Annotated in this window: 11 protein-coding genes and 2 tRNA genes; 7 read left to right on the top strand and 6 right to left on the bottom strand. The window is 63.8% G+C overall.

The genetic code is table 11. The features are described from left to right. Positions 1 to 825: 825 nt before the first annotated feature. The 6 genes from JW929_06965 to JW929_06940 all read left to right on the top strand — a co-directional run bounded on the left by JW929_06965 (position 826) and on the right by JW929_06940 (position 12,656). Entirely contained in the window at positions 826 to 3,477 is a 2,652-nt protein-coding gene (locus JW929_06965; protein ID MBN1439132.1) for a hypothetical protein, read from the top strand. Between the two features lie 112 nt (positions 3,478 to 3,589). After that, complete coding sequence (locus JW929_06960; GenBank protein MBN1439131.1) at positions 3,590 to 3,892, top strand: hypothetical protein; 303 nt, start codon at positions 3,590 to 3,592, stop codon at positions 3,890 to 3,892. Next, entirely contained in the window at positions 3,882 to 6,524 is a 2,643-nt protein-coding gene (locus JW929_06955; GenBank protein MBN1439130.1) for a hypothetical protein, read from the top strand. Before JW929_06960 ends, JW929_06955 begins: the two co-directional genes overlap by 11 nt. A gap of 121 nt (positions 6,525 to 6,645) precedes the next feature. Continuing rightward, positions 6,646 to 7,830 (top strand): MFS transporter, encoded by a 1,185-nt coding sequence (locus JW929_06950; protein ID MBN1439129.1) that lies wholly within the window; start codon positions 6,646 to 6,648, stop codon positions 7,828 to 7,830. Positions 7,831 to 7,936: 106 nt separating this feature from the next. Further along, complete coding sequence (locus tag JW929_06945; GenBank protein MBN1439128.1) at positions 7,937 to 10,051, top strand: diguanylate cyclase; 2,115 nt, start codon at positions 7,937 to 7,939, stop codon at positions 10,049 to 10,051. A gap of 91 nt (positions 10,052 to 10,142) precedes the next feature. Next, positions 10,143 to 12,656 carry a diguanylate cyclase gene (locus JW929_06940; protein MBN1439127.1) on the top strand — a complete coding sequence of 838 codons (2,514 nt, stop codon included), beginning with the start codon at positions 10,143 to 10,145 and terminating at the stop codon, positions 12,654 to 12,656. Between the two features lie 74 nt (positions 12,657 to 12,730). Here JW929_06940 and JW929_06935 read toward each other — a convergent pair. The 5 genes from JW929_06935 to trmFO form a co-directional block, all read right to left on the bottom strand. After that, positions 12,731 to 12,806 (bottom strand) — tRNA-Ala (locus JW929_06935). A 158-nt stretch (positions 12,807 to 12,964) separates the two neighbouring features. Further along, positions 12,965 to 13,037, bottom strand: a tRNA-Ala gene (locus JW929_06930). 18 nt (positions 13,038 to 13,055) lie between these two features. After that, positions 13,056 to 14,279 (bottom strand): DUF2029 domain-containing protein, encoded by a 1,224-nt coding sequence (locus JW929_06925; GenBank protein MBN1439126.1) that lies wholly within the window; start codon positions 14,277 to 14,279, stop codon positions 13,056 to 13,058. Positions 14,280 to 14,354: 75 nt separating this feature from the next. Then, a complete protein-coding gene (locus tag JW929_06920; protein MBN1439125.1) occupies positions 14,355 to 15,323 on the bottom strand; it encodes a M28 family peptidase in 969 nt (322 codons plus the stop codon). A 152-nt stretch (positions 15,324 to 15,475) separates the two neighbouring features. Next, the gene (gene trmFO / locus JW929_06915) at positions 15,476 to 16,834 is read right to left on the bottom strand and encodes a methylenetetrahydrofolate--tRNA-(uracil(54)-C(5))-methyltransferase (FADH(2)-oxidizing) TrmFO (GenBank protein MBN1439124.1); all 1,359 of its coding nucleotides are present in this window, start codon (positions 16,832 to 16,834) and stop codon (positions 15,476 to 15,478) included. Positions 16,835 to 17,225: 391 nt separating this feature from the next. On the opposite strand from trmFO, the gene JW929_06910 reads away from it, so the two are divergent. After that, on the top strand, positions 17,226 to 18,557 hold the full coding sequence (locus tag JW929_06910) for a glutamine synthetase (GenBank protein MBN1439123.1): 1,332 nt from the start codon (positions 17,226 to 17,228) through the stop codon (positions 18,555 to 18,557). 61 nt (positions 18,558 to 18,618) lie between these two features. On the opposite strand, the gene JW929_06905 is transcribed toward JW929_06910, so the two are convergent. Beyond that, positions 18,619 to 20,928, bottom strand: a complete 2,310-nt coding sequence (locus JW929_06905) for a GGDEF domain-containing protein (GenBank protein ID MBN1439122.1) — start codon at positions 20,926 to 20,928, stop codon at positions 18,619 to 18,621. Between the last annotated feature and the right edge of the window lie 205 nt (positions 20,929 to 21,133).

Genomic DNA, 21,133 nt, shown 5'->3' with positions numbered 1-21,133 from the left:
CGACGGCCAGCGCTCGGGCTTTGGCAGCGGCCGGCCGCCGGGTTCCCGCAGTTGCCGGTTTGGCGGACGCAGCCGCGCGCTTCGCGGAAGCCGGTTTCGACGGCGTCGACCGCTTCTTGGCGGTGGAAGTGGCGAGAGCATTTTTCTTTTTTCCTGCCGGCGCCGCGGCTTTTCGGGTTGCCGGTTTCTTCACGGCTTTGTTTTTTTTCTTTGGTGCGGGCATGCGCGACTCCTTGGCCCCTCTTGGTCCTTCCCGCATCCGCCGGGGTTCGATGAACAGGGGAGGAGGAAAAGGGAATAAAAATCCCCATCGCCAGGGGCGAAGGGGATTCGCGGTACCACCCTGATTACCCCGCATGCCATTCCGGAAGGACCAGGGTGGCGGCGGGGTCACTTATCTGCTGTAACGGGCATACCCGCCTCAGGTTACTCTTGTTCACCTGCGGGGCGCGGCCCCTTGGGAGAATGCCCAGGGACGATCCGGCGAGTTCGGCCTGTTGCGCTCCGCGGGCGCGGACGGGGCTTGCACCCTTGCACCCCGATCTCTGGCGGACGGCTTACTGCTCCGGGTTGACGCCGACCATGAATTTCTTGCCACCCAACTATAAAAGGGTTCCGTCCGTTTGGCAAGGGAGGGGCCGGTCGCCGACCCTAAGGGTTCTTAAGGGTTGGCGCAACCCTTGGGAACCCTAAGGGTTCCCAAGGGTTCCCAAAAACGCCGGAGAGCGGTCCGCACACTTTTCGGTTGCGGCTGGGATCCGGACCAAGGGGCGGAACGGCGCGGAAGTATAATCGGAACGATTCTCCAATTTCCGAGTGCCCACCGTGCCGACCGACCTGCTGGTGACCAAGCTGATCCGCCCCCCCGTCCCGTCCGGATGGATCCCCCGCGAGCGGCTCCTCCGTCAATTGAACGCGGGCCTTGCACGCCGCTGGATCCTGGTCTCCACCCCTCCCGGATTCGGCAAAACCACGCTCCTCAGCTCCTGGGCGGAGGAATTGGCGGTACCGTCCGGATGGCTGGCGCTGGATGAAGGCGACAACGACCTCTCCCGATTTCTGGAATACCTGACGGCGGCGGTCTGCGGCGTTCCGGCGGACGGACAAGACCCGATTCCTCCCTTCCTCCGGCCTCCCCGGGAACTCGCCGAATCCGTCGTCACCGGCCTGATTAACCGGCAGGCGAAGGCGGCCTCGCCCTTCGTCCTGATTCTCGACGATTACCACCTGATCGCCGAGGATCGGATTCATCAAGCGCTGCTCTACTTCCTCGATCACCTTCCGCCCGGCCTGACCTTGGTTCTCTCGTCGCGGGCGGATCCACCCTTCCCCCTCGGCCGCTACCGGGCGCGCGGGGACCTGCTGGAACTGCGCCAGGAAGACCTGCGGTTGACGGTCGAGGAAACCGCCGCATACCTCCGCCGAAGCATGACGGTCGAGATCCCCCAAACCGATATTCACGCCCTGTCTGAGTACACCGAGGGATGGCTCGCCGGGATGCAGTTGGCCGCGGTTTCGATGCAGCGGGATGAGAATCCGTCGGCGTGGATCCAATCGATTAAAAGCGGGAACCGGTATATTTTGGATTATTTAATGGACGAGGTCTGGCGGCGCCAGCCGCCGGAAATCCGGAATTTTCTTTTACGGACGTCCCTCTTGAACCGATTTACGGCAGGGTTATGCGAAACGGTCGGCGCCGGCGGGGCGCCCGTACTCGAGCAGCTGGAAAAATCCAACTTGTTTATCAGCCCGTTGAATAAAGACCGGACCTGGTACCGATACCACCGGTTGTTCGCCGATATGCTTCAGCGCCGCCTGCTCCAGGAACGCCCGCGGGATATTCCCGGCCTGCACCGCACGGCCGCGGACTGGTTTGAAGCTAATGGAGAAATCGAAGAAGCGGTGAAGCATTTGCTCCCGATCGGCGAGTACGAGCGGGCGGCCGGGCTTATCGAAGACGGCGCCGAGGAGTACATCCTTCGCGGGAGGACCGCCGCCTTCCTGCGGTTGTTGGAAGGGATTCCGGCCGAAACGCTTGACCGACATGCGCTGCTTTGCATTTACCAGGCCTGGGCCTATCTTCAAAGCGGAAGATCGACGGAAGAGACTGAGGAGCGGCTGCGGGCGGCCGAAGCCGGCGGACTCGACCGTGCCACCGCCGCCAAAGCCACCGCCGTGCAGGCGATGATCGAATACGTTCGCGGGAACCTGCCCCTCGCCGTTCGGCTGGCGGAACAAGCGCTCGAAGGCATCGAGGAAGACAACCTTTCCCTCTGGAGCATCGCCGGCTTGAGCCTGGGGTCGTCGCGCCTGGCGGAAGGAAACATGGAAGAAGGCTTGAGAATCTTCTCCGAAATCGCCCGCCGGGCGGAGAAAAACCGCACCCCGGTTATCGCCGCCATGGCGCTGGCGGGATCTGCCAAGCTTTGGATCCGGCGCGGCCGGCTGCGAGAAGCGTTTTCCCTGGCGTGCAAAGCGCTGGACTTGGCCGCCGAGGCGCCGGGAAGACCCACGCCCGCCGCCGGGTTGGCGCTGATCGTCACCGGCGAATTGCACCGCGAATGGAACGATCTCGCGGCAGCCGACAGCGAACTGGCGCAGGCGATCGCCCTGGTTCGGCCGTGGACCGAATCGCGGCTGGTGGACGCCCTCCTCGTCCTGAGCCGAATCCGTTTCAGCCAAGGCGATTGGAACGGAGTGCGGGAAGCGCTGCGCGAAGCCCGGATCTCGGCCGACCGCACCCGGATCACGGCCGTCGACGATTTCGCCGTGGCCCTGCAGGAAGCGCAGTTGGATCTTGCACTCGGCGACGGGGACAGCGTGCGCCGCTGGATCCGCGAGCGGGGGGTGGAGACGGACCGCGGTCCGGCGGATGTCCGGCGAAAGGGAAATCCCGACGACCTGCATATCCGCAAATACGAACACATCGGACTGGCGCGCTGGTACATCTTCCGCCGCCAAGCCGCCAAGGCGCTGACGCTCCTGGACGCCTGGCTGCCGGAAGCCGAACAACTGCAGCGAGTGGACTTGGTCCTTCAGATCCTCGTCCTCAAAGCGTTGGCCTGGCAAACCTCCGGCAACCTTTCCAAGGCGTGCTCCCATTTGCAGGAAGCTTTCCGCATCGCCGAACCGGAAGGATACGTCAGACTCTTCGCCGACGAAGGCGCCGCGATGGCGCACCTCCTGCGCGAGATGATCGCCCGCGGCCTGTCGGCCGGGTATGCCGAGAAATTACTGGCCGCCTGCCCGCCCACTCCGCCCTCATCCGCCTCCGGAAAACCGCCCCTGCTCAGCCGGCGCGAGCTGGAAGTGCTCAAGCTGATCGCGGAGGGGCTTTCGAATGCGGAGATCGCAAAACGCTTATCGCTTTCCCCAGGCACGGTTAAGGTTCACACCCGCAATATCTACGGCAAGCTCGGCGTGAAGAGCCGAACCCAGGCGCTGGCAAAAGCCAAAACCGCCGGATGGCTTGGGTAACTCCCACCCCCTAACAAAACAACGGAATTACCACCGCTTCTACCACTTTCGGGATATGGCGGATCTCCGCCCATGCAATACACTGGAAACGAAAGTCCAGGGAGGCTGAAGCATGGATCGGCGGATCGGGGAAACGCAAAGCGGCTGGCGGACAGGGCGAGACCGTCGCGCGGTTTATGAAATCCGGATCGAGGGACGGTTGGATCCCGCTTGGTCGGATTGGCTGCAAGGGATGGCGGTTTCCTTCGTCGAGACGGAAACCGGCGCCTCCGAAACGGTTCTCTACGGCCCCCTGCCCGATCAGTCCGGTCTGCGCGGGATCCTGGGAAAGATTTGGGACCTGGGCGCCATCATCCTCCTGGTGAGACGCCTGCCGGCCGACGGCATGAAAGGAGAATCACACCATGACGGATAAACCGAACACCGAGACTTTCCACGAGGATTCCTTCGTTTTTCCGCTGTCTGCGCCGGGCCAGACAATCGCCTCCGCCGGCGGGAAGGCGTATTCCTTGGCCCGGATGATATCCGCCGGCCTTCCGGTTCCAGACGGGTTTACCGTCGCCACCGACGCCTACGCACGATTCGTGGAGGACAATCAGCTCGCGGAGGGAATTCGCTCGGCGCTTCAGCCGGCGGATCCCGATGCTCCGGCCTCGTTGGAAAAATGTTCGCAAGCCATCCAGGCCTTGTTCCTTTCCGCGGAGATGCCGCCGGAGATCCGGAGCGCGGTTGCGGCGGCCTATGCGGCCCTTCCCGGCCGGGATCCCGCCGTCGCCGTGCGTTCCTCGGCGACTGCGGAGGATTTGCCCGAGTTGTCGTTTGCCGGCCAGCAGGAGACTTTCCTCAACGTCCGCGGAGCCGAAGCCGTCTTGGGATCCGTCCGGCGCTGTTGGGCTTCGCTGTGGACCGCCCGGGCGATCGGGTACCGGATCCGAAACCGCATTCCGCACGAAGATGTCCGCCTGGCGGCGGTCGTGCAGGAATTGATCGCCGCCGAGGTGTCGGGGGTTTTATTCACCGCCAATCCGATGAACGGAAGGCGCGACCAAGCCGTGATTAACGCCGCCTGGGGGCTCGGGGAAACCGTCGTCGGCGGGTTGGTGTCGCCGGACACGGTCACGGTCGATAAACTACGAAGGAAAATCCTCACCCGGGAGACCGCCGAGAAGCAGGTGATGACAGTGTTGCTCGACCGCGGAACGGAGGAACAGCCGGTTCCCGAGCGGCGGCGAAGGCTTGCGGCGATCGGGAACCGCCAAGCCTTGGAGCTGGTCAAACTCGGGGCGCGCGTGGAGCGGATGTACGGCGCGCCGATGGATATCGAATGGGCGATCCGCGGCGGAAAAATTTACCTGCTGCAAGCGCGGCCGATCACCGCCCTGCCCCGGCAGGAAGAACCCATCCAAGCGTGGGAGCTTCCCGACCCGAAGGGCCAATACATGCGCACCAGCATCGTCGAATTGCTTCCGAGGCCGATCAGCCCGCTGTTCGCCACGCTGGGCATCCGGCATTTTCTGGAAGGCAACCGCCGGATGGCCAAGGATCTGTTCGGCTCCGAAAAGGTCATCCCGGACAACTACCTTCTGACCATCGGCGGATTCGCCTATATGAAGGTCAGCTTTTCGCCCTCCGAATGGTGGGCGATGCTGCGCTACATGGTGCCGAACATGCTGCCGTTGCTGCGCAAGGGCCTGCCGTACTGGCGGAAGGTCGGCATCCCGGCGTACCGGGATGCCATCGCCCGCTGGGAAGGAAAAACGCCCTCTACGCTTTCCGCCCACGAGCTTCTGGACGGCGCCCACGACGTCCTCGGCGGATACGCCGTGCACTTAGGCGCGCTGATGGCCAGCACGATGGGCCCGTCCGCCGGCAGCGAGGGCCTCTTCACGCAGGTTTACGAAAAGTTGGTCAAGCGCACAGGCGATCCGCCGGCTTCGACTTTCCTGATGGGGTTTGAAAACGCCCCTCTGCGCGCCGAAAAGAACCTCCACGACCTGGCGATGGAATCCAAACAGAAAGAGGCGCTGGCAGGGTATCTGACCGGAACCTGCGCCGCGGATATCGTCGCCGCCTATACCAGCGGCGTGGTTCCCCCCGGCGTACCCTCCGCGGATTGGGAGGAATGGCGGCGCAAAATGGAAGACCATCTCCGGCGCTTCGGGTATTCGATCTACAACATGGATTTTGCGGAGTCCCTGCCGATGGACGAACCCGGACCGATCGTGGAGAACCTCAGGCTGTATCTCGGCGGCAAGACCCGCAGCCCTTACGAGCGGGAGAAAGAACTGCGGGAGGCGCGGGAACAAGCGCTGGCTTCCGTGCGTGCGCGGCTCGGCGGATGGAAGCGCTGGGCCTTCGAGAAGGCTCTGAGCTGGGCCCAGTCGCAGGCGCCGCTGCGCGAGGACGGGATCGCCGAAATCGGCCGGGGATACCCCTTGCTGCGCGGCCTGCTTTTCGAACTCGGAAGACGCCTGACTCAAAAAGGAATGATCTCCGACTCCGGGGGGGTCTTCTGGCTGGAGGAAGCGGAACTGGAAGCCGCCGCAAACGCCCTGGATAACGGACAACCGCTGCCGGACAGCAAACAGCTTGCCCAACGCCGGCATGACCTATGGAAAATCCGCCGGACCGTCGTACCTCCGCCGGCGTTGCCGCCCTCCAGCAAATTTTTGGGCATCAACGTCGACTCGTTCCTGGCGGCGGACGACAGCAAACAGGCTGAGAACCTCCTGCACGGAATCGGAACCAGCTCCGGCGTCGTCACCGCGGCCGCCCGGGTTCTGCGCGGACCGGAAGATTTCGACCAGATGCGGCAGGGCGAGGTTCTGGTCGCCGCGATCACCACCCCGGCCTGGACGCCGCTCTTCTCCCTGGCCTCGGCCGTGGTCACAGATATCGGCGGACCGCTCAGCCACAGCTCGATCGTCGCGCGCGAGTACGGCATCCCGGCCGTGCTGGGAATCGGCGTGGCGACCAAGCGGATCCGCAGCGGGCAGACCGTCACCGTCGACGGCGGTGCGGGCACCGTCACGCTCGGCGGGAATTGATCCTTGCTGCAAACGCGCCGCCCCCCCCCGGCGCCCCCCAATCCGAAGGGAATAAGGACACCGGGGGGCGGCTTTCTCAGCGGTCTGATGCAGAGGATGGGAAGCAAAGATGTTCACGGGGATGAATAAAAACGTCGCAATCCTTTCCTTGACCCTGATCGTCGTCTCGCTCGGCTTCGGGATGGTCATCCCCGTCTTTCCGTTTCTGATTTCCGACCTGGGAGGCGGCGGGACCGAGCTCGGCTTGCTGGTGGCAGTCGCCGCCGCGACCGAGCTCCTGTTCGGGCCGATGTGGGGCGGACTCTCAGACCGCATTGGACGAAAACCGGTGCTCGCCCTGGGGATGTTCGGCTTCGCCGTTTCGCTGATCCTCTTCGGAATTGCCACGGAGCTTTGGATGCTGTACCTGTTCCGCGCGCTGTCGGGGATCCTGACCGCAGCGGCTTCATCGAGCGCGATGGCCTACGTCGGCGACAGCATCCCGCAGAAGGAGCGCAGCGGCGGGATGGGAATCCTCGGCGCGGCGGGCGGGCTGGGCCTGATCCTCGGCCCGGGATTCGGCGGAGCGCTGGCGACCGTCTCGCTCCCGACGCCGTTCTTCGCCGGGGCGGGAATAGCCCTGGTCACCGTCCCGCTGGTCCTTGCGTTTCTGCCCGAATCGCTCCCAGCCGGCGGACGGCCGGCCGGGAACGCGTCGGAGAGGCCAAACCTGCATCGGGCGGTATCCGACCTCCGGCGGAGCCCGGTCTTTTTCTTATTGTTTCTGGCTTTCCTCGCCAGCTTCGGTTTGGCCAACTTCGAAGCGGTGTTCGGCTTGTACGGATTGGTGAAATTCCAACTCGGCCCCGGGGAAATCGGCGTCCTGCTGACCGTCATCGGGCTGGTATCCACCCTGGGCAAGATCTTCACCGGCGCGCTCACCCTGCGCTGGGGCGACCCGGCCATGATCAAAGGCTCGCTTCTCGCCGGCTCGATCGGCTTTCTGGTCCTGCTGGCCGCCAGTTCCTACCTTACGATCATTCTTGCGACCGGCTTCTTCATCCTCTCGAAGACTTTTCTCCGGCCGTCGGTGCTCTCCCTCACCTCGCGCCGGGCGACGCTCGGCCAGGGCATGACTATGGGGTTGAGCAACTCCGCGATGAGCCTCGGCCGGATCGCCGGCCCGCTGTGGGCCGGGCTCGCCTTCGACCTCGACATCCACTATCCCTATCTCTCCGGCGCGGGGATCCTGTTCGTCGGGTTCCTGGCAAGTCTGGCCGCCTTGGCGTCCCGCGCGTCGCCCCCCGCCCGCGCCGGAACCTCCTGACCGAATCCACCCAAAAAGCCGCCTCCCAAAAAACGGTTGAGAGTCCGGCGGGATGGACGTACACTATTAACCGAAACCCGCACTGCCGGATTCGACCGGGAGGGCTATGAATCCGTTGGACATCCGGACCGTGATGGCCAGCTACATCTTCAGCAACGCGATTTGCCTGCTGGTAATTTTTCTCATGTGGAGGCAGAACCGGACGCGGTTTTCCGGACTCGGCTTTTGGCTGGCGGATTACAGCATGCAATTCGCGGCCGTCGTGTTGATCGCCGTGCGAACATGGATTCCGGAAATCGTGGCGGTTCTGCTCGGCAACGGACTGGTCGTCGCGGGGACCATCTTGTTGCTCTTGGGATTGGAGCGTTTTCACGGGAAACGGGGACCCCAAATCCACAACGCCCTGCTCCTGGCGGTTTTTCTCGCCCTCCAGGTCTATTTCTACGTCTTCTCGCTGAACCTAACAGCCCGCAACATCAACCTTTCCCTCGCCCTGACGGCGGTTTGCGGCCAATGCGCCTGGCTAATGCTGAGGCGGGCGGATCCACAGATGCGCCCTAACGCCCAAACCGCGGGAATCATCTTCATCGGCTACGTCCTTGCCAGCGTGTTCCGCATCGCGGCGGACCTGGCTGTCCCATCCAGCAACGATTTCTTCCAATCCGGGATCTACGACACCCTGGTGCTGATGACCTACCAGATGCTGTTCGTCGCGCTCACCTTCAGCCTCTTCCTGATGGTGAACCGCCGGTTGAGATCGGATTTGGAGGAGGATATCGCCGTGCGGGGGCGGGTCGAGGAGAATTTTCGGGTCGCGCAGGAAAAAATGGCCACGGCCTTCCATGCCAGCCCGGACGCGATCCTGATCACCCGCCTGCGCGACGGGAAGCTGCTGGAGGTCAACGACGGTTTCGACCGGCTGTCGGGATACGCCCGCGACGAGGCGATGGACAGCTCCACCCTCCAGCTTTCCCTGTGGGCGGACCCACGCGAGCGCGAGCGGATGGTCGCCGCGCTCGCCAAGGAAGGCCGGCTGCACAATTTTGAAGCCGATTTCCGCAGGAAATCCGGGGAAGTCCTGCATTGCCTGATATCTGCCGAGACGATCGAGTTGGCCGGCGAGCCGCACATCCTTTCGATCGTCCGCGACGTCAGCGAGTGGCACCGGGCCCGCGAAATCGTCCGCCTGCGGCTGGACCTTTGGGAATATTCGGCGAACCACACCGTCGAGGAATTAATGCGCAAGGCGCTCGACGAGATTGAGGACCTTACCGGCAGCGCGATCAGCTTCTACCATTTCGTCATGGAGGACGAAAAAACCCTCGCCCTGCAAGCCTGGTCCACCCGGACCCTGCGCGAATTCTGCCGGGCGGAAGGCAAGGGTATGCATTACGAATTGGACCGGGCGGGCGTTTGGGCGGACGCCGTCCGCCTGCGGAAGCCGGTCATTCACAACGACTATGCGGCGCTCCCCGGTCGGAGAGGCATGCCGCCAGGGCACGCCGCCGTGCACCGCGAGCTGGTGGTGCCGACCCTGCACGGCGGGCGGATCGTTTCGGTGCTGGGGATCGGCAACAAACCCTCGCCGTACGACGAGCGCGACGCCGTCCTGTTGGATTCGATCGCCGACATCATCTGGACGATCGTCGACCATAAGCGGACCGACGAGGAAATCCACCGGCTGCAGCGGCGGCTGGAGGAGATGGCCGTCCGCGATTCGTTGACCGGACTCTTCAACCGCCACTACCTCGACATTACTCTCCAGCGCGAATTGGCGCGCGCGGCGCGCGAAAAATACGCTGTCAGCTTCATCCTGCTCGACATCGACCACTTCAAGCGGGTCAACGACACCTTCGGCCACAAGGCCGGAGACGGGGTGCTCCGGGAGCTGGCCGGCCTGCTGTTGAAGAACAGCCGGGCCAGCGACATCATTTTCCGCTACGGCGGGGAGGAATTCCTCGCCATGCTTCCCAAGGTCAAGCCCGATGCGGCCTTCCGCGTCGCCGAAAAATGGAGGACCGGATTCCGGAACGCGACCATGCTGCTGGAGTACGGCGGTGTGCAGGCCACCATCTCCTTGGGGATCGCGGCCTTCCCGGCGCACGGAGGATCCGCCGCGGAGTTGATCGCCGCCGCGGACCGGGCGCTGTACCTGGCGAAAACCTCGGGCCGCAACCGGTCCGCCGTCTATCAGAGAACAGAGCCGCCGGCGGCCGCCTGAATCTCCGCCGGCCGGACCGGATTGGTCCTTCCTGCGCGACGGGCGTACACTGTTCCCGGGCGCCCTCTCCGCCGATCCTGCGAGGTGCCGGATGGATCCGTTTTACCTCCTGGTCGTCATCATCAGCTACACCGTCCTCAACGCCGTCTGCCTGGCCGTCATTTTCACCCTCTGGCTGAGGAGCCGGAACCGGTTTTCCGGAACCGGATTCTGGCTGGGAAGCTACTTCTTGGAGTTCATCGGGGCGTTCCTGATTCTCTTCCGCGACCGGCTTCCGGAGGCGGTGCCGGTGATCGCCGGGAACGGGCTTCTGATCGCCTGCGGCGTTTTTCTCTTTATCGGCCTGGAACAGTTTGTGGGCAAACCCGGGCCGCAATGGCAAAATGCCCTTCTGTTTGCGGCTTTCCTCTCAACGCATGCCTTTTTTTTCTTCGGGAATCCTTCCCTCGCCGCGCGCAACATCAACGTTTCGATCGCCTCGTTGGCCGTCTGCGGACAATGCGCCTGGCTGGTGTTCCGCCGGGCCGATCCGAGCATGCGCCCGCTCGGCTGGGGCGCCGGCCTCGTCTTCCTCGGCTTCTGCCTGACGGCGCTGGTGCGGATCGCGGTGAACCTCCTCCTGCCGGTCGGCGAATATTTCTTTCGCTCCAACGACCTGGACCTGACGGCGCTGATCGTTTACCAGATGTTGTTCGTCGCCCTGACCTTCACCCTTTCCCTGATGGTAAACCTGCGCCTCTCGGCCGACCTCGAGCGGGATATCCTCATCCGCCGGCAGGTGGAGCAGGCGCTGAGGGAAAGCGAAGAAAAATTCTCCAACGCCTTCCGTTTCAGCCCGTCAGCCATCGTCATCTCCGGCGCCCGCGACGGCCGCCTGCTCGACGTCAACGACAGCTTCTGTAAGCTTTCGGGGTACGCCCGCGAAGAGGCGCTCTCCAGTCTCCTGCTTCCCCGGTCGCTGTGGGCGGATCCGCGGGACGAAGAAGAGTGCTTTACCCTGCTGCAGAAAAACCGCCGCGTGCGCAACCTGGAGTACAACTTCCGGACCAAGGAGCGGGGCGTCCGACAATGCCTGTATTCGGGTGAGATCATCCTGCTCGCGGGGGAACCCTACATTTTATCCGTCGTCAGCGACATCACGGAGCGGAAACGGGTGGAGCAGGATCTCCGCCGCAGCGAAGCCAATTTCCGGGAAGTGTTCGAAAGCTCCGCCCAGGGGCTCTTCATCCTCGACGTGCTGGAAGACGGCGGCATCCGCATCCGCGAAAGCAACTTTGCGATGGAAAAAATGACCGGAGCTCCCCGCGAATCCCATGACGGAATATCCCTCGTGCAGGCATTTCCCGAAAAAACGGCGGCGGAGATGCTGGCCTCATGCCGGCGCTGCCTGGAGGAGGGCAAGCCGATCACCCTGGAACAGGGCTTCGACCTGCCCGCCGGCCGAAAATTCGTCCACACCACCCTGTCGCCCGTGCGCGAAGAATCCGGCCGCATCTACCGCATCATCGGCAGCGCGCTGGACATCTCGGAGCGGAAGTGGTCCGAGGAGACCCTGCGCCTGCGGATCAACCTGTGGGAATACTCCATCGACCACACGGTGGAGGCATTGATGCAGAAAGCCCTCGACGAAATCGAAGCGATTACCGGGAGTTCGATCAGTTATTACCATTTCCTTGCGGAAGACGAAACCACCCCCTCGTGGCAGGCTTGGTCGACCCGTACCCGCCGCGAGGCCTGCCGCGCGCAGGGCGGCGGCAGGCACTTCCCGCTGGAGCGCGCCGGCGCATGGGCGGATTGCCTCCGCAACCGCACGCCGGTCATCTACAACGATTTCGAATCGCTCCCCGACCGAAAAGGAATGCCGGACGGCCACCCGCCGATCGTCCGCGAACTGGCCGTCCCGACCTTCCACGGCGGAAGAATCGTTTCCGTCCTCGGGATCGGAAACAAGCCTGTGCCCTACACCGCGTCCGACGCCGAACTGCTTTCTTCACTGGCCGACATCGTCTGGGTGATCGTCGATCACAAACGCACGGAGGAGGAGATTCAGCGGCTGAAGACCCAGTTGGAAGAGATGGCGGTCCACGATTCACTCACCGGGCTGTACAACCGCCACTACCTGGAAGCCACCCTACGCCGTGAGCTGGCGGTGGCGGCGCGCGAAAAATATCCGGTGAGTTTCGTGATGATCGACATCGACTGCTTCAAGGGGGTGAACGACGCCTTCGGCCACAAAGCCGGAGATGCGGTGTTGCAGAACCTCGCCGCGCTGCTGACGGAAAACAGCCGCGCCAGCGACATCATCTTCCGATTCGGCGGCGAAGAATTCCTCGCCATCCTGCCCAAGGTGCGGGTCGAACTGGCGCATCAGATCGCCGAAAAGTGGCGCCGCAATTTTCTGGAGACCACGGTCCTCCTCGGCTACGGCGGCGTGAAAGCCACGATCTCCTGCGGGGTGGCCGCCTATCCGAGGCACGCAACCGCCGGCGCGGATCTGATCGCCTGCGCCGATCAGGCGATGTACCAGGCCAAAGCCTCCGGTCGCAACCGATCGGCGATCTGGAAACCGCCAAGGAAAAAAAGGGGAAACCTCTCCAAGGAATGAAATCCGCGGATCCACGGCCGGAGCGGGCGTGAAACACAAACGGCCGCAACCTTCGGTTGCGGCCGTTTGTGTTGTGGTGGACCCAGAGGGATTCGAACCCTCGGCCTTCTCAATGCCATTGAGACGCGCTCCCAACTGCGCTATGGGCCCAAGCCAGCGGCAATTTTACCCGCCGAACCGCCGGGCGTCAACGACTTTTCCGCACCCGCCCTGCCGCCGACGGTCCCGATTGTGCAATCCCTTTGCCGCCGCAAAACCGCAGCCGCGGCCGCCGCTCGTGTTCGGCAGGGACCGCGGCTGTGTTCCTGTGGACCTGGAGGGATTCGAACCCTCGGCCTCTTCAGTGCGATTGAAGCGCGCTCCCAACTGCGCTACAGGCCCGTCTGCAAGGGGGGTATTCTACCCCGGGAAATTTCCCAGTGTCAAGCAAAAGCGAATTCCACTGTTTTGCCGTTTTCGGAATCCGAATCCCCTCCCGGCAGAAACCGCCGCCGTTTCCGCCTCCCCCCGGGTGTTTTCCCCTCCTCCGATCACGCCCGCCGCGGAAGGTCCTTTCTTTCTATTCTCCCGCAGCCGGAGGGCGAAAAGCAGCCATGCCAGGAGCAACACCAGAGTCCAATACGACGCGCTGCACTGATAGTTCAGCTCGCGGAAAGGGATCAGGAGAAAGGGGAGATTTACCAAGGCCGCAAGAAGGATTCCTTCCCCGCGCCGGAGCACCAGCATGGGAACGACGCCCAGCGCGTAGACGATGAGGACGTTGTTCCCCGCGGCGTACGGAGCCAGAAGCAGCGAGGCGGCAAGGAGGAAACCGAACGCCTCGCGCGAAAACCCGCGCAAGTGCCGGGCGCAGACAAACACCGTCGCCGCAGCCATCCCGCACCAGATCAAGCAAGCCGCCCATGGAATCCCGATCAACCGCTGGGCGGTGGCAAGCAGCGAGCTGTCCATGATGCTGCCGCGAAAGGGAGAGGTGACGATCGACAACAGCCATTCGCGCCCCCGCCAAGCCATCGCCGGCAGGCCGACCGCCGCCGCTGTCCCGAGCGCGCCCGCCCCCCTCCGCGGGAACCATTCCTTGCCCGCCAATAGCGGGAGGGCCAGGATCAGGATCCATGTTTCCTGGACCTTGGTGGCGGCAAGCAATAGGCCGACGCCCGCCAGAACCGGTTTTTTCCCGATCAGCCCCCTTTCCAGGATCACCAGCCCCGCGAGGACGAGAAATTCGATATTCCCGTCGGCGATCGTCCTCAGGGCGGGATAGGAAAGCGCCAACGCAAAGATCGCCAAGATTCGCGTTCTCCCGGGCCTGGTTCCCCCGGGCAGGCACAGGGACAGGACCGCAAGCGTTAAGAAGGCAATCACTCCCCATCCGGCTCCCATCGGGATTTGGGCAAGCGGCAGCAGGAGCGCCGCGCTCCACGGCGGGTAGCGCAGACCGTTCTCGACGGCGTAGGCCAGATCCCAATCCTCCAGTCCGGCCCGGATGCTGATCCAATCCAGGGCGAGGGTTGTGCCCTCCGTCGGCATGTGCAGAAAGAAGCCCACGATGAGAAGCAGAGCCGCGGCCAGCGCAATCGCGGCGGCCAGCCAGGACAACATCGGCGGACGGCGGGATTTCATCTTGGCCGCATGCCTTCCCGCCTCCCTCTGCCCGGAGTGTGCCGCCATCGACCTTGCCCCAAGCAATCAGCGTGGTCACGCATCGGAGGCGCGCTTGGCCGGGACGCCCATTCCCGACCGATCCTCCGGGGCGCCGCCTTCCAGCCAGACCTCCACCGTCCGGCCGACCCGTTCCAGGCTGGCGGCGGATATTTTATCCAGCGTGTCCTCCGTCGTATGCCAGAAGGGAAAGTCGAAATCGATGATGTCCACCGCCGGAATGCCCAGCTCGCGGAACGGTATGTGATCGTCGATCATGCGGTATTTCTCCTCGGCGATGAAGAAGGCCCCGAATCCCAAAGCATCGGCGGCGGCCCAGATCTCCCCGCGCAAGGCCGGATCGGAATTTCGTTCCAGATAAATCTGTTGGTCGGCATCCCCGATCATGTCGACTAGGATCATCGCCGTAAATTGCGCGCCCGCGGCCATGTCCTGGCGGACGCGCCGGGCGAACTGCCGCGAACCGGCGATCCAATCCCAACCGTCAAGACCGCCGTTGTCTTCCGCGTCGAAGAACACCAGCCAGACCTGGCGCCGCTCCCAATCCAGCTCCAGCGTGCGGGCCAGCTCCAACAGGACGGCGACGCCGGAGGCGCCGTCGTTGGCGCCCAGCACCGGCTCCGGGCAGCCTCCGCGGGGCTGATCGGCGCAGCGGCGCGAGTCGTAATGCGCGCCCAGAAGCAGGATCGGTCCGCCGCCTTTCCGGCCGACGACGTTCCGTACCGGCGTATTCATATATTCGCCTTCGTCGAAGAAGGAATCCCACCCCGCCGCCGATACTTCCGCGGCGATCCAATCGCCTGCTTTGCGGTTGGCGTCCGTACCGGAAACCCGCGGCCCGAAATCCAGAAACTCCCGCGCCAGGGAGAATGCCCGCTCCCCGGAGAAGTCGCGCGGCGCCGCAGGCATGCAGGCGGAGAAAGCGGCGATTGCGGCTGAACAAAGCGTCACGCGGATGACGATCCGTTCCGGCCATCCCCTACCGTTGGCCTCTAGTTTGGTCATTGCGTCCATCCTCGCAACAGAACTTTCAACGGATTCGCGGGCGGCGTCCGTCCAAAAGCGGAGCCCTCCTTCCCGCCGGAGGGATTGCAGGCCCGCGCCGGATCGGACAGGACCGCCGAGGGCCGGCGGCCGGTGCAATCCGACGAACGGGATTAATCCTGCAACCCGCCCCGCTCGATCCAACCCTCAAACGCCCGGTATGCCCGCTCGGCATGCGCTTGGTTGCGTTCCAGCCGGCGCTTTCGTTTGATCCGCACCGGCGGCAGCAGGCCGAAATTGGTCTTCATCGGCTGGAAGTGGGATTCCTCCGCCCGGGTGACGTACAGGCACAGCGCGCCGAGCATCGTCTCCGGCGGCGGTACGATCGGCGCGAGTCCGCGGAGCAGGCGCGCGGCGTTGCGCCCGGCCAGCAGGCCGGTGCCGATGTTCCCAACGTACCCCTCGACGCCGGTCAACTGTCCGGCAAAGAATAGGTCCGGACGGTCCCGGAACTGCAGGGTCGCCAGCAAAAGGCGCGGCGCGTTGAGGAACGTGTTGCGGTGCATTTGCCCATAGCGGACGAACTCCGCCCGCTCCAGCCCCGGGATCATGCGGAACACCCGCCGCTGTTCGGCTTCTTTTAAATTGGTTTGAAATCCGACCAGGTTGTAGAGCGTCCGCGCGGCGTTTTCCTGCCGCAATTGGACGACCGCGCAGGGCTTTTCGCCGGAACGCGGATCGCGCAATCCGACCGGCCGCAGCGCCCCGTAAGCCAGAGTCTCCGGCCCCCGCCGCGCCAGGATCTCGACGGGCAAACAGCCTTCGAAAAACCTGGGCGTTCCGGCGCGCACGCCGCGGCGGATGTCTTCCTCAAACGGTTGGAGGGGGATGGTCTCCGCGCGCGCCAACTCCTCCACCAGGCGCGCATACTCTTCGCCGTTCAACGGACAGTTCAGATAATCCGCGGAAAGGCTGTTGCGCGAATCGGAAAAAGCTATCCGGCGGTCGATGCTCTCCGCGACGACGATCGGGGCGACGGCGTCGTAGAAATACAGGTGATCGACTCCGGTCAGCGTGCGGAGCGATTCCGACAGTGCCGGGGAGGTAAGCGGACCGGTGGCGACGACCGCCGGACCCGACGGGATCTGCACGGCTTCCTCCCGGACAACCTCGATCCGCGGATGGGCGAAGATTTTTTCGGTCGCCAACCGCGCGAACCGCTCCCGGTCCACCGCCAGCGCGGCGCCGGCCGGAACGGCGCACTCCCTGGCGCAAGCCATCAACAGCGACCCCATCCGCTCGAGTTCGTGCTGCAGTACGCCGGCGGCCCTATCGGGAAGGGCCGATCCGAGGGAATTGGAGCAAACCAATTCGGCCAGGTCGCCGCCGCGATGGGCGCCGGTGGCGTTCCCCGGCCGCATCTCCACCAGCCGAACGGCGATGCCGCGCTCGGCCGCCTGCCAGGCCGCTTCGCTGCCGGCCAGCCCGCCGCCCAAAACCGTCAACGTCGGTGCGCGCGCTTGATCCGCCATATCCGAGGATTGTAATCCGCACCCAACGCGGAAAGCCAGGCCGACCGTCGTTCCGGATTCCCGCCCGTCCCGCCGCCGGAATTGCGCGGACACGTTTGCGGGACATCCTCCAGCCCCGGGCGCCCCTGTTCCCACGAACCGGGGATGTCCCTTTTTTCCGGGATGGATCAAGGAGGTCAAAACCGGAATCGGCAACGCTTTGCATCGCAGTTTCCATCCATGGAGTCCGCGGAAGATCACGGGGTCGAATACAACCTTCCGAGTTCTCCGCGGATCCGGAGGGAGCCGACACCGGGGTTGACACCCCTCTCGGCCGCGGTGATAATCGCCCCCATCCACCCCCCAGCCGGCGTGTCAATCGTCCGGCGGATTCGACCGATCGGAGACTCCCATGGCACAAGATCTGCTCAAAAGGATTCAAGACGACCGCGTAAAATTCATCTGCCTGCAGTTCACCGACGTCACCGGCACGGTGAAAAGCACCGATATGCCCGCCGACCGGTTGCACGACGTCCTGGCCAACGGAGTCTGGTTCGACGGCTCGTCGGTGGAGGGATTTGCGCGAATCCAGGAATCCGACATGTTGTTGCGCCTGGATCCGGACACCTATCGGGTGCTGCCGTGGAGCGAGCCCGAGCGCAAGCGGGCGAGGATCCTATGCGACATCCATTCCTCCGACGGCGCCCCGTTTCCCGGCGACCCGCGCGGCTCGCTGAAGCGGATGCTCGCCAAAGCCCGCGAAAAGGGGTGGTTGTTTAACACCGGTCCGGAACCGGAATTCTTCCTGTTCCGCCGCGACGGGAATTCGATTCACCCGGTCCCGCACGACAGCGGATCCTACTTCGATTTTTCCGCGCGCGACGAGGCCCAACGGGTGCGCAGCGAGATCATGATGGCGCTGCAGTCTATGGGCTTGGACGTGGAGATGGGGCACCACGAGGTGGCGCTCGGCCAGCATGAGATCGACTTTAAATATGCCGACGCCCTGGTCACCGCCGACAACGTCATCACGCTAAAATACACAGCCAAGGCGGTGGCCAACGTCCATAACCTTACCGCCACCTTCATGCCCAAACCGGTATTCGGGATCAACGGATCGGGGATGCACACCCACATGAGCATCTTCGACAAGAACGGCGGCAACATTTTTTTCGATGCGAAGGACGAGTTCCACCTCAGCCCGACGGCATACGCCTTCATGGCCGGGCTGATCGAACACGCCCGGGGCCTGTGCGCGCTGGTGGCGCCCAGCGTCAATTCCTACAAGCGGATCGTCCCCGGCTACGAAGCGCCGGTGTTCGTCTGCTGGGCGCAGGTCAACCGGTCGGCGCTGATCCGAATCCCGCGCTACACGCCCGGGCAAGACAAAGCCACGCGCATCGAACTGCGCTATCCGGACCCTTCCTGCAATCCCTACCTGGCTTTCGCCGCGATGCTGGCCGCCGGGATGGACGGAGTGGAAAGGAAATTAACGCCCCCGGCGCACGTCAACAACGTGAACATCTATCATCTGACTCCGGAGGAGGTTGCGAAACGGGGCATTCCCATTCTGCCCGGTTCACTGGCGGAAGCCCTCGAAGCCCTCGCCGCAGACAGCGTGCTGCAGGAAGCCCTAGGGAAGGAACTGTACGAGGCCTTCGTCCGCGCCAAGGCGGCCGAATGGGAGGATTACCGGACACACGTCACCGACTGGGAAATCGGGCGCTACCTCGAGAATGCCTGAGGGGAGCGGTTGCGGGAGCGGACATCGTACCTTGGTCAGCCCGGCGCCGCGCAGGCTCCTGCTAGCCGTCGTCGGCCCTTGAAGGAGACGGACCCGCGCCGCTCGCAAGGTCCTGCTCCGCATGCGCAGGAGTACCCATCCCTTCCAAATATTCCGCGGTCCGGTTCCGTCCTTCGGATTTGGCCCGGTACAATGCCCGGTCCGCCCGGTCCACCAGTTCCTCCGGCCGGATCTGCTGACCCTGCATCGACGCGATTCCCAAACTCACCGTCAGCGGCCTCCGGAACACCCCGTTCCGTTCGATCTGGACGCGGACGTCTTCCGCCACCACCCGCGCTCCGCGGGCATCCGTTTCCGGAAGAATGATCGCAAATTCCTCGCCGCCGTAGCGGGTGACCACGTCCAGGCCGCGGCGTGCCGACTGCTCGACGCATCGGGCGACTTCCTTGAGCGCTTCGTCCCCCGCCGGATGCCCGAACGCGTCGTTGTAATCCTTGAAGCGGTCGATGTCGATCATGATCACCGCCAGGTTCCGCGCATACCGACGGCTGCGCTCGGTTTCTTTTTGCAGCATGAGTTCGAAGTACCGCCGGTTGTGCACCGCGGTCATCCCGTCCGTCAACGAGAGTTCCAACACCTTGGCGTGCAGGCGGACGTTAAGCAGCGAGGAAGCGAGCTGCCGCACCAACACCGCCAGCGGATCCAGGTTTCCCCCATCGAAGGCCACGTACCCCAGCTTCTCGTCGCGGAACGACATCGGCAGCAGCGCCAGGCTGTAAGCTTCGCCGTCCGGGTACAGCCCCGGCGGCGGAAACCCGCGCGTTTCGAACCTCATCGCCGGCTCGTCGTACGCCAGCGGACGCACCCGGCTGAAAGCGACCGGATCCTCCCCCTGCGGCTCGAAGAAGGCCACATGGCACGACCGTACGCCCACTTGCGGCAGTCCTTCCCGAAGCGCCTCGTAGGCCTGCTCCTCCGTCGTTGAAGAAATCAAGCGCGCGGTCAGCAACCCCATGGTTTCTTCATTCGCGGTCCGGGTCACCAGCAACTGCGTCCAGCGCCGGTCCGCACTTTCACTGAACAGAGTCCGCGCCTGATGCAGCAGGCTTTCCGCCCGTTCGCGTAAAGCCGGATCCCAGCCCTTCTTCAGCAAGGGCCGCGTCATCCGGCGCATAACGGTGACCGCGGATTGCCAGATGTGGGCGTTCCCCTCGCCCGAAACCTCAATTTGTTGGAGGACTTCAGCCGCCGCATCTTGAAAACCGGCGGCGTCCCCGCTTGTCAGACTCTCCAGGAAGCCGTCCGCCAGGCGTTTGCATAGCGGAAGAAGAACTGCGCCCGCCGCACGCGGATCTTCCTCCTGCAGCGCCTCCACCATCGCTTGCGCCAGGTTGTCCCGGACGTCCTCCCCGGCCGGGGCGGCGTCCGATTGCGGAGAAATGGAATCCGCCGTCGTCTGGGCTGCGATCTTCGGCATGCAGCCGCAGGATTGCCGCGTCACCAGGCGGGTGGCGACCGGGGTAACATCCGGCAGCGATCCCGGTCCTTGAAGAATCCTCTTGTTCAGCATCAATACCGCACGGTAACCGGCTTCAAACAACGGGTAGTGAACACTGGTCAGCGGCGGGACCTGGGCTTGGCTTTCCAAGACGTCGTCGAATCCCGTCACGGCCACGTCCCGCGGTATTCGGAGCCCCGCTTCCCGCAACGCCCGGATCGCGCCCACCGCCGACAGGTCGTTGCTGCACATCACCGCGGTGAAATCCACCCCCGTTTGCAGTATCCGCTGCAACGCCTCGGATCCGCCGCTGACCCAGTGGTATCCGTACTCCACCAGCCGCGGATCCGGGTTCAACCCGTATCTCTCCACCCCCTCCCGGTAGGCTTTTAACCGGGCATAACTGTCGCCCGCATCCAAATCGTCGCCCGCGATGAAGGCGATCGACCGGTGCCCGTGCCGCACCAGATGTTCCATGGCTTGCCGGATACCCCCCTCGTTGTCGACCAGAATGGCCGGAGGGCCCGAATCGCCGCCAAGGTAGATCAAGGGAAATCCTTCCTCGATCAACCGCTGGGTGTACCGCATCTTCTTTTCCGTCAACAGCGGAACCACAACCGCGAGGCCGTCGGTGTTCCAGGGGCCGATCGGAATAAATTCCACATCCGGATCGACCTCCGGCCAAGCCGGACGGTGAACGTTGGCTCCCACCCGGAGACCCACTCCGCACCCAACCAGTAGATTGTTGCCTTTGTCGCGCGCCGCCGCCTGCATCCCGCGGATGATGGGGAAGCAGAATTGTGCGGGATAGGATCCCTCGTAGATGTGAAATCCGAACAGCACGCCGATGGTTAATCGTTTGGATGTTCTCACGGTCCGCGGGTACGCCTATCCTTCGAATATTACTATACCGTCTTCCCTCGTCGATTAATGCGGTTTTTATCGAATAAGGGGGTTTAATGCTGGCCGCCGCCGGCCGTGATCGCCTTAACCGTCTCGCGATTTCCCACTCTGGTTTTAGCTTCGGCAAAGATTTGGATTTTCAGGCCGCTTTTCCCCCACTTTTTAACGGGCGGAC

The organism is Anaerolineales bacterium (assembly GCA_016928575.1).
Classification (GTDB): Bacteria; Chloroflexota; Anaerolineae; order Anaerolineales; family RBG-16-64-43; genus JAFGKK01.
Note: the sequence above shows the minus strand (reverse complement) of the source record. Positions and strands in the feature narration are given on the sequence as shown.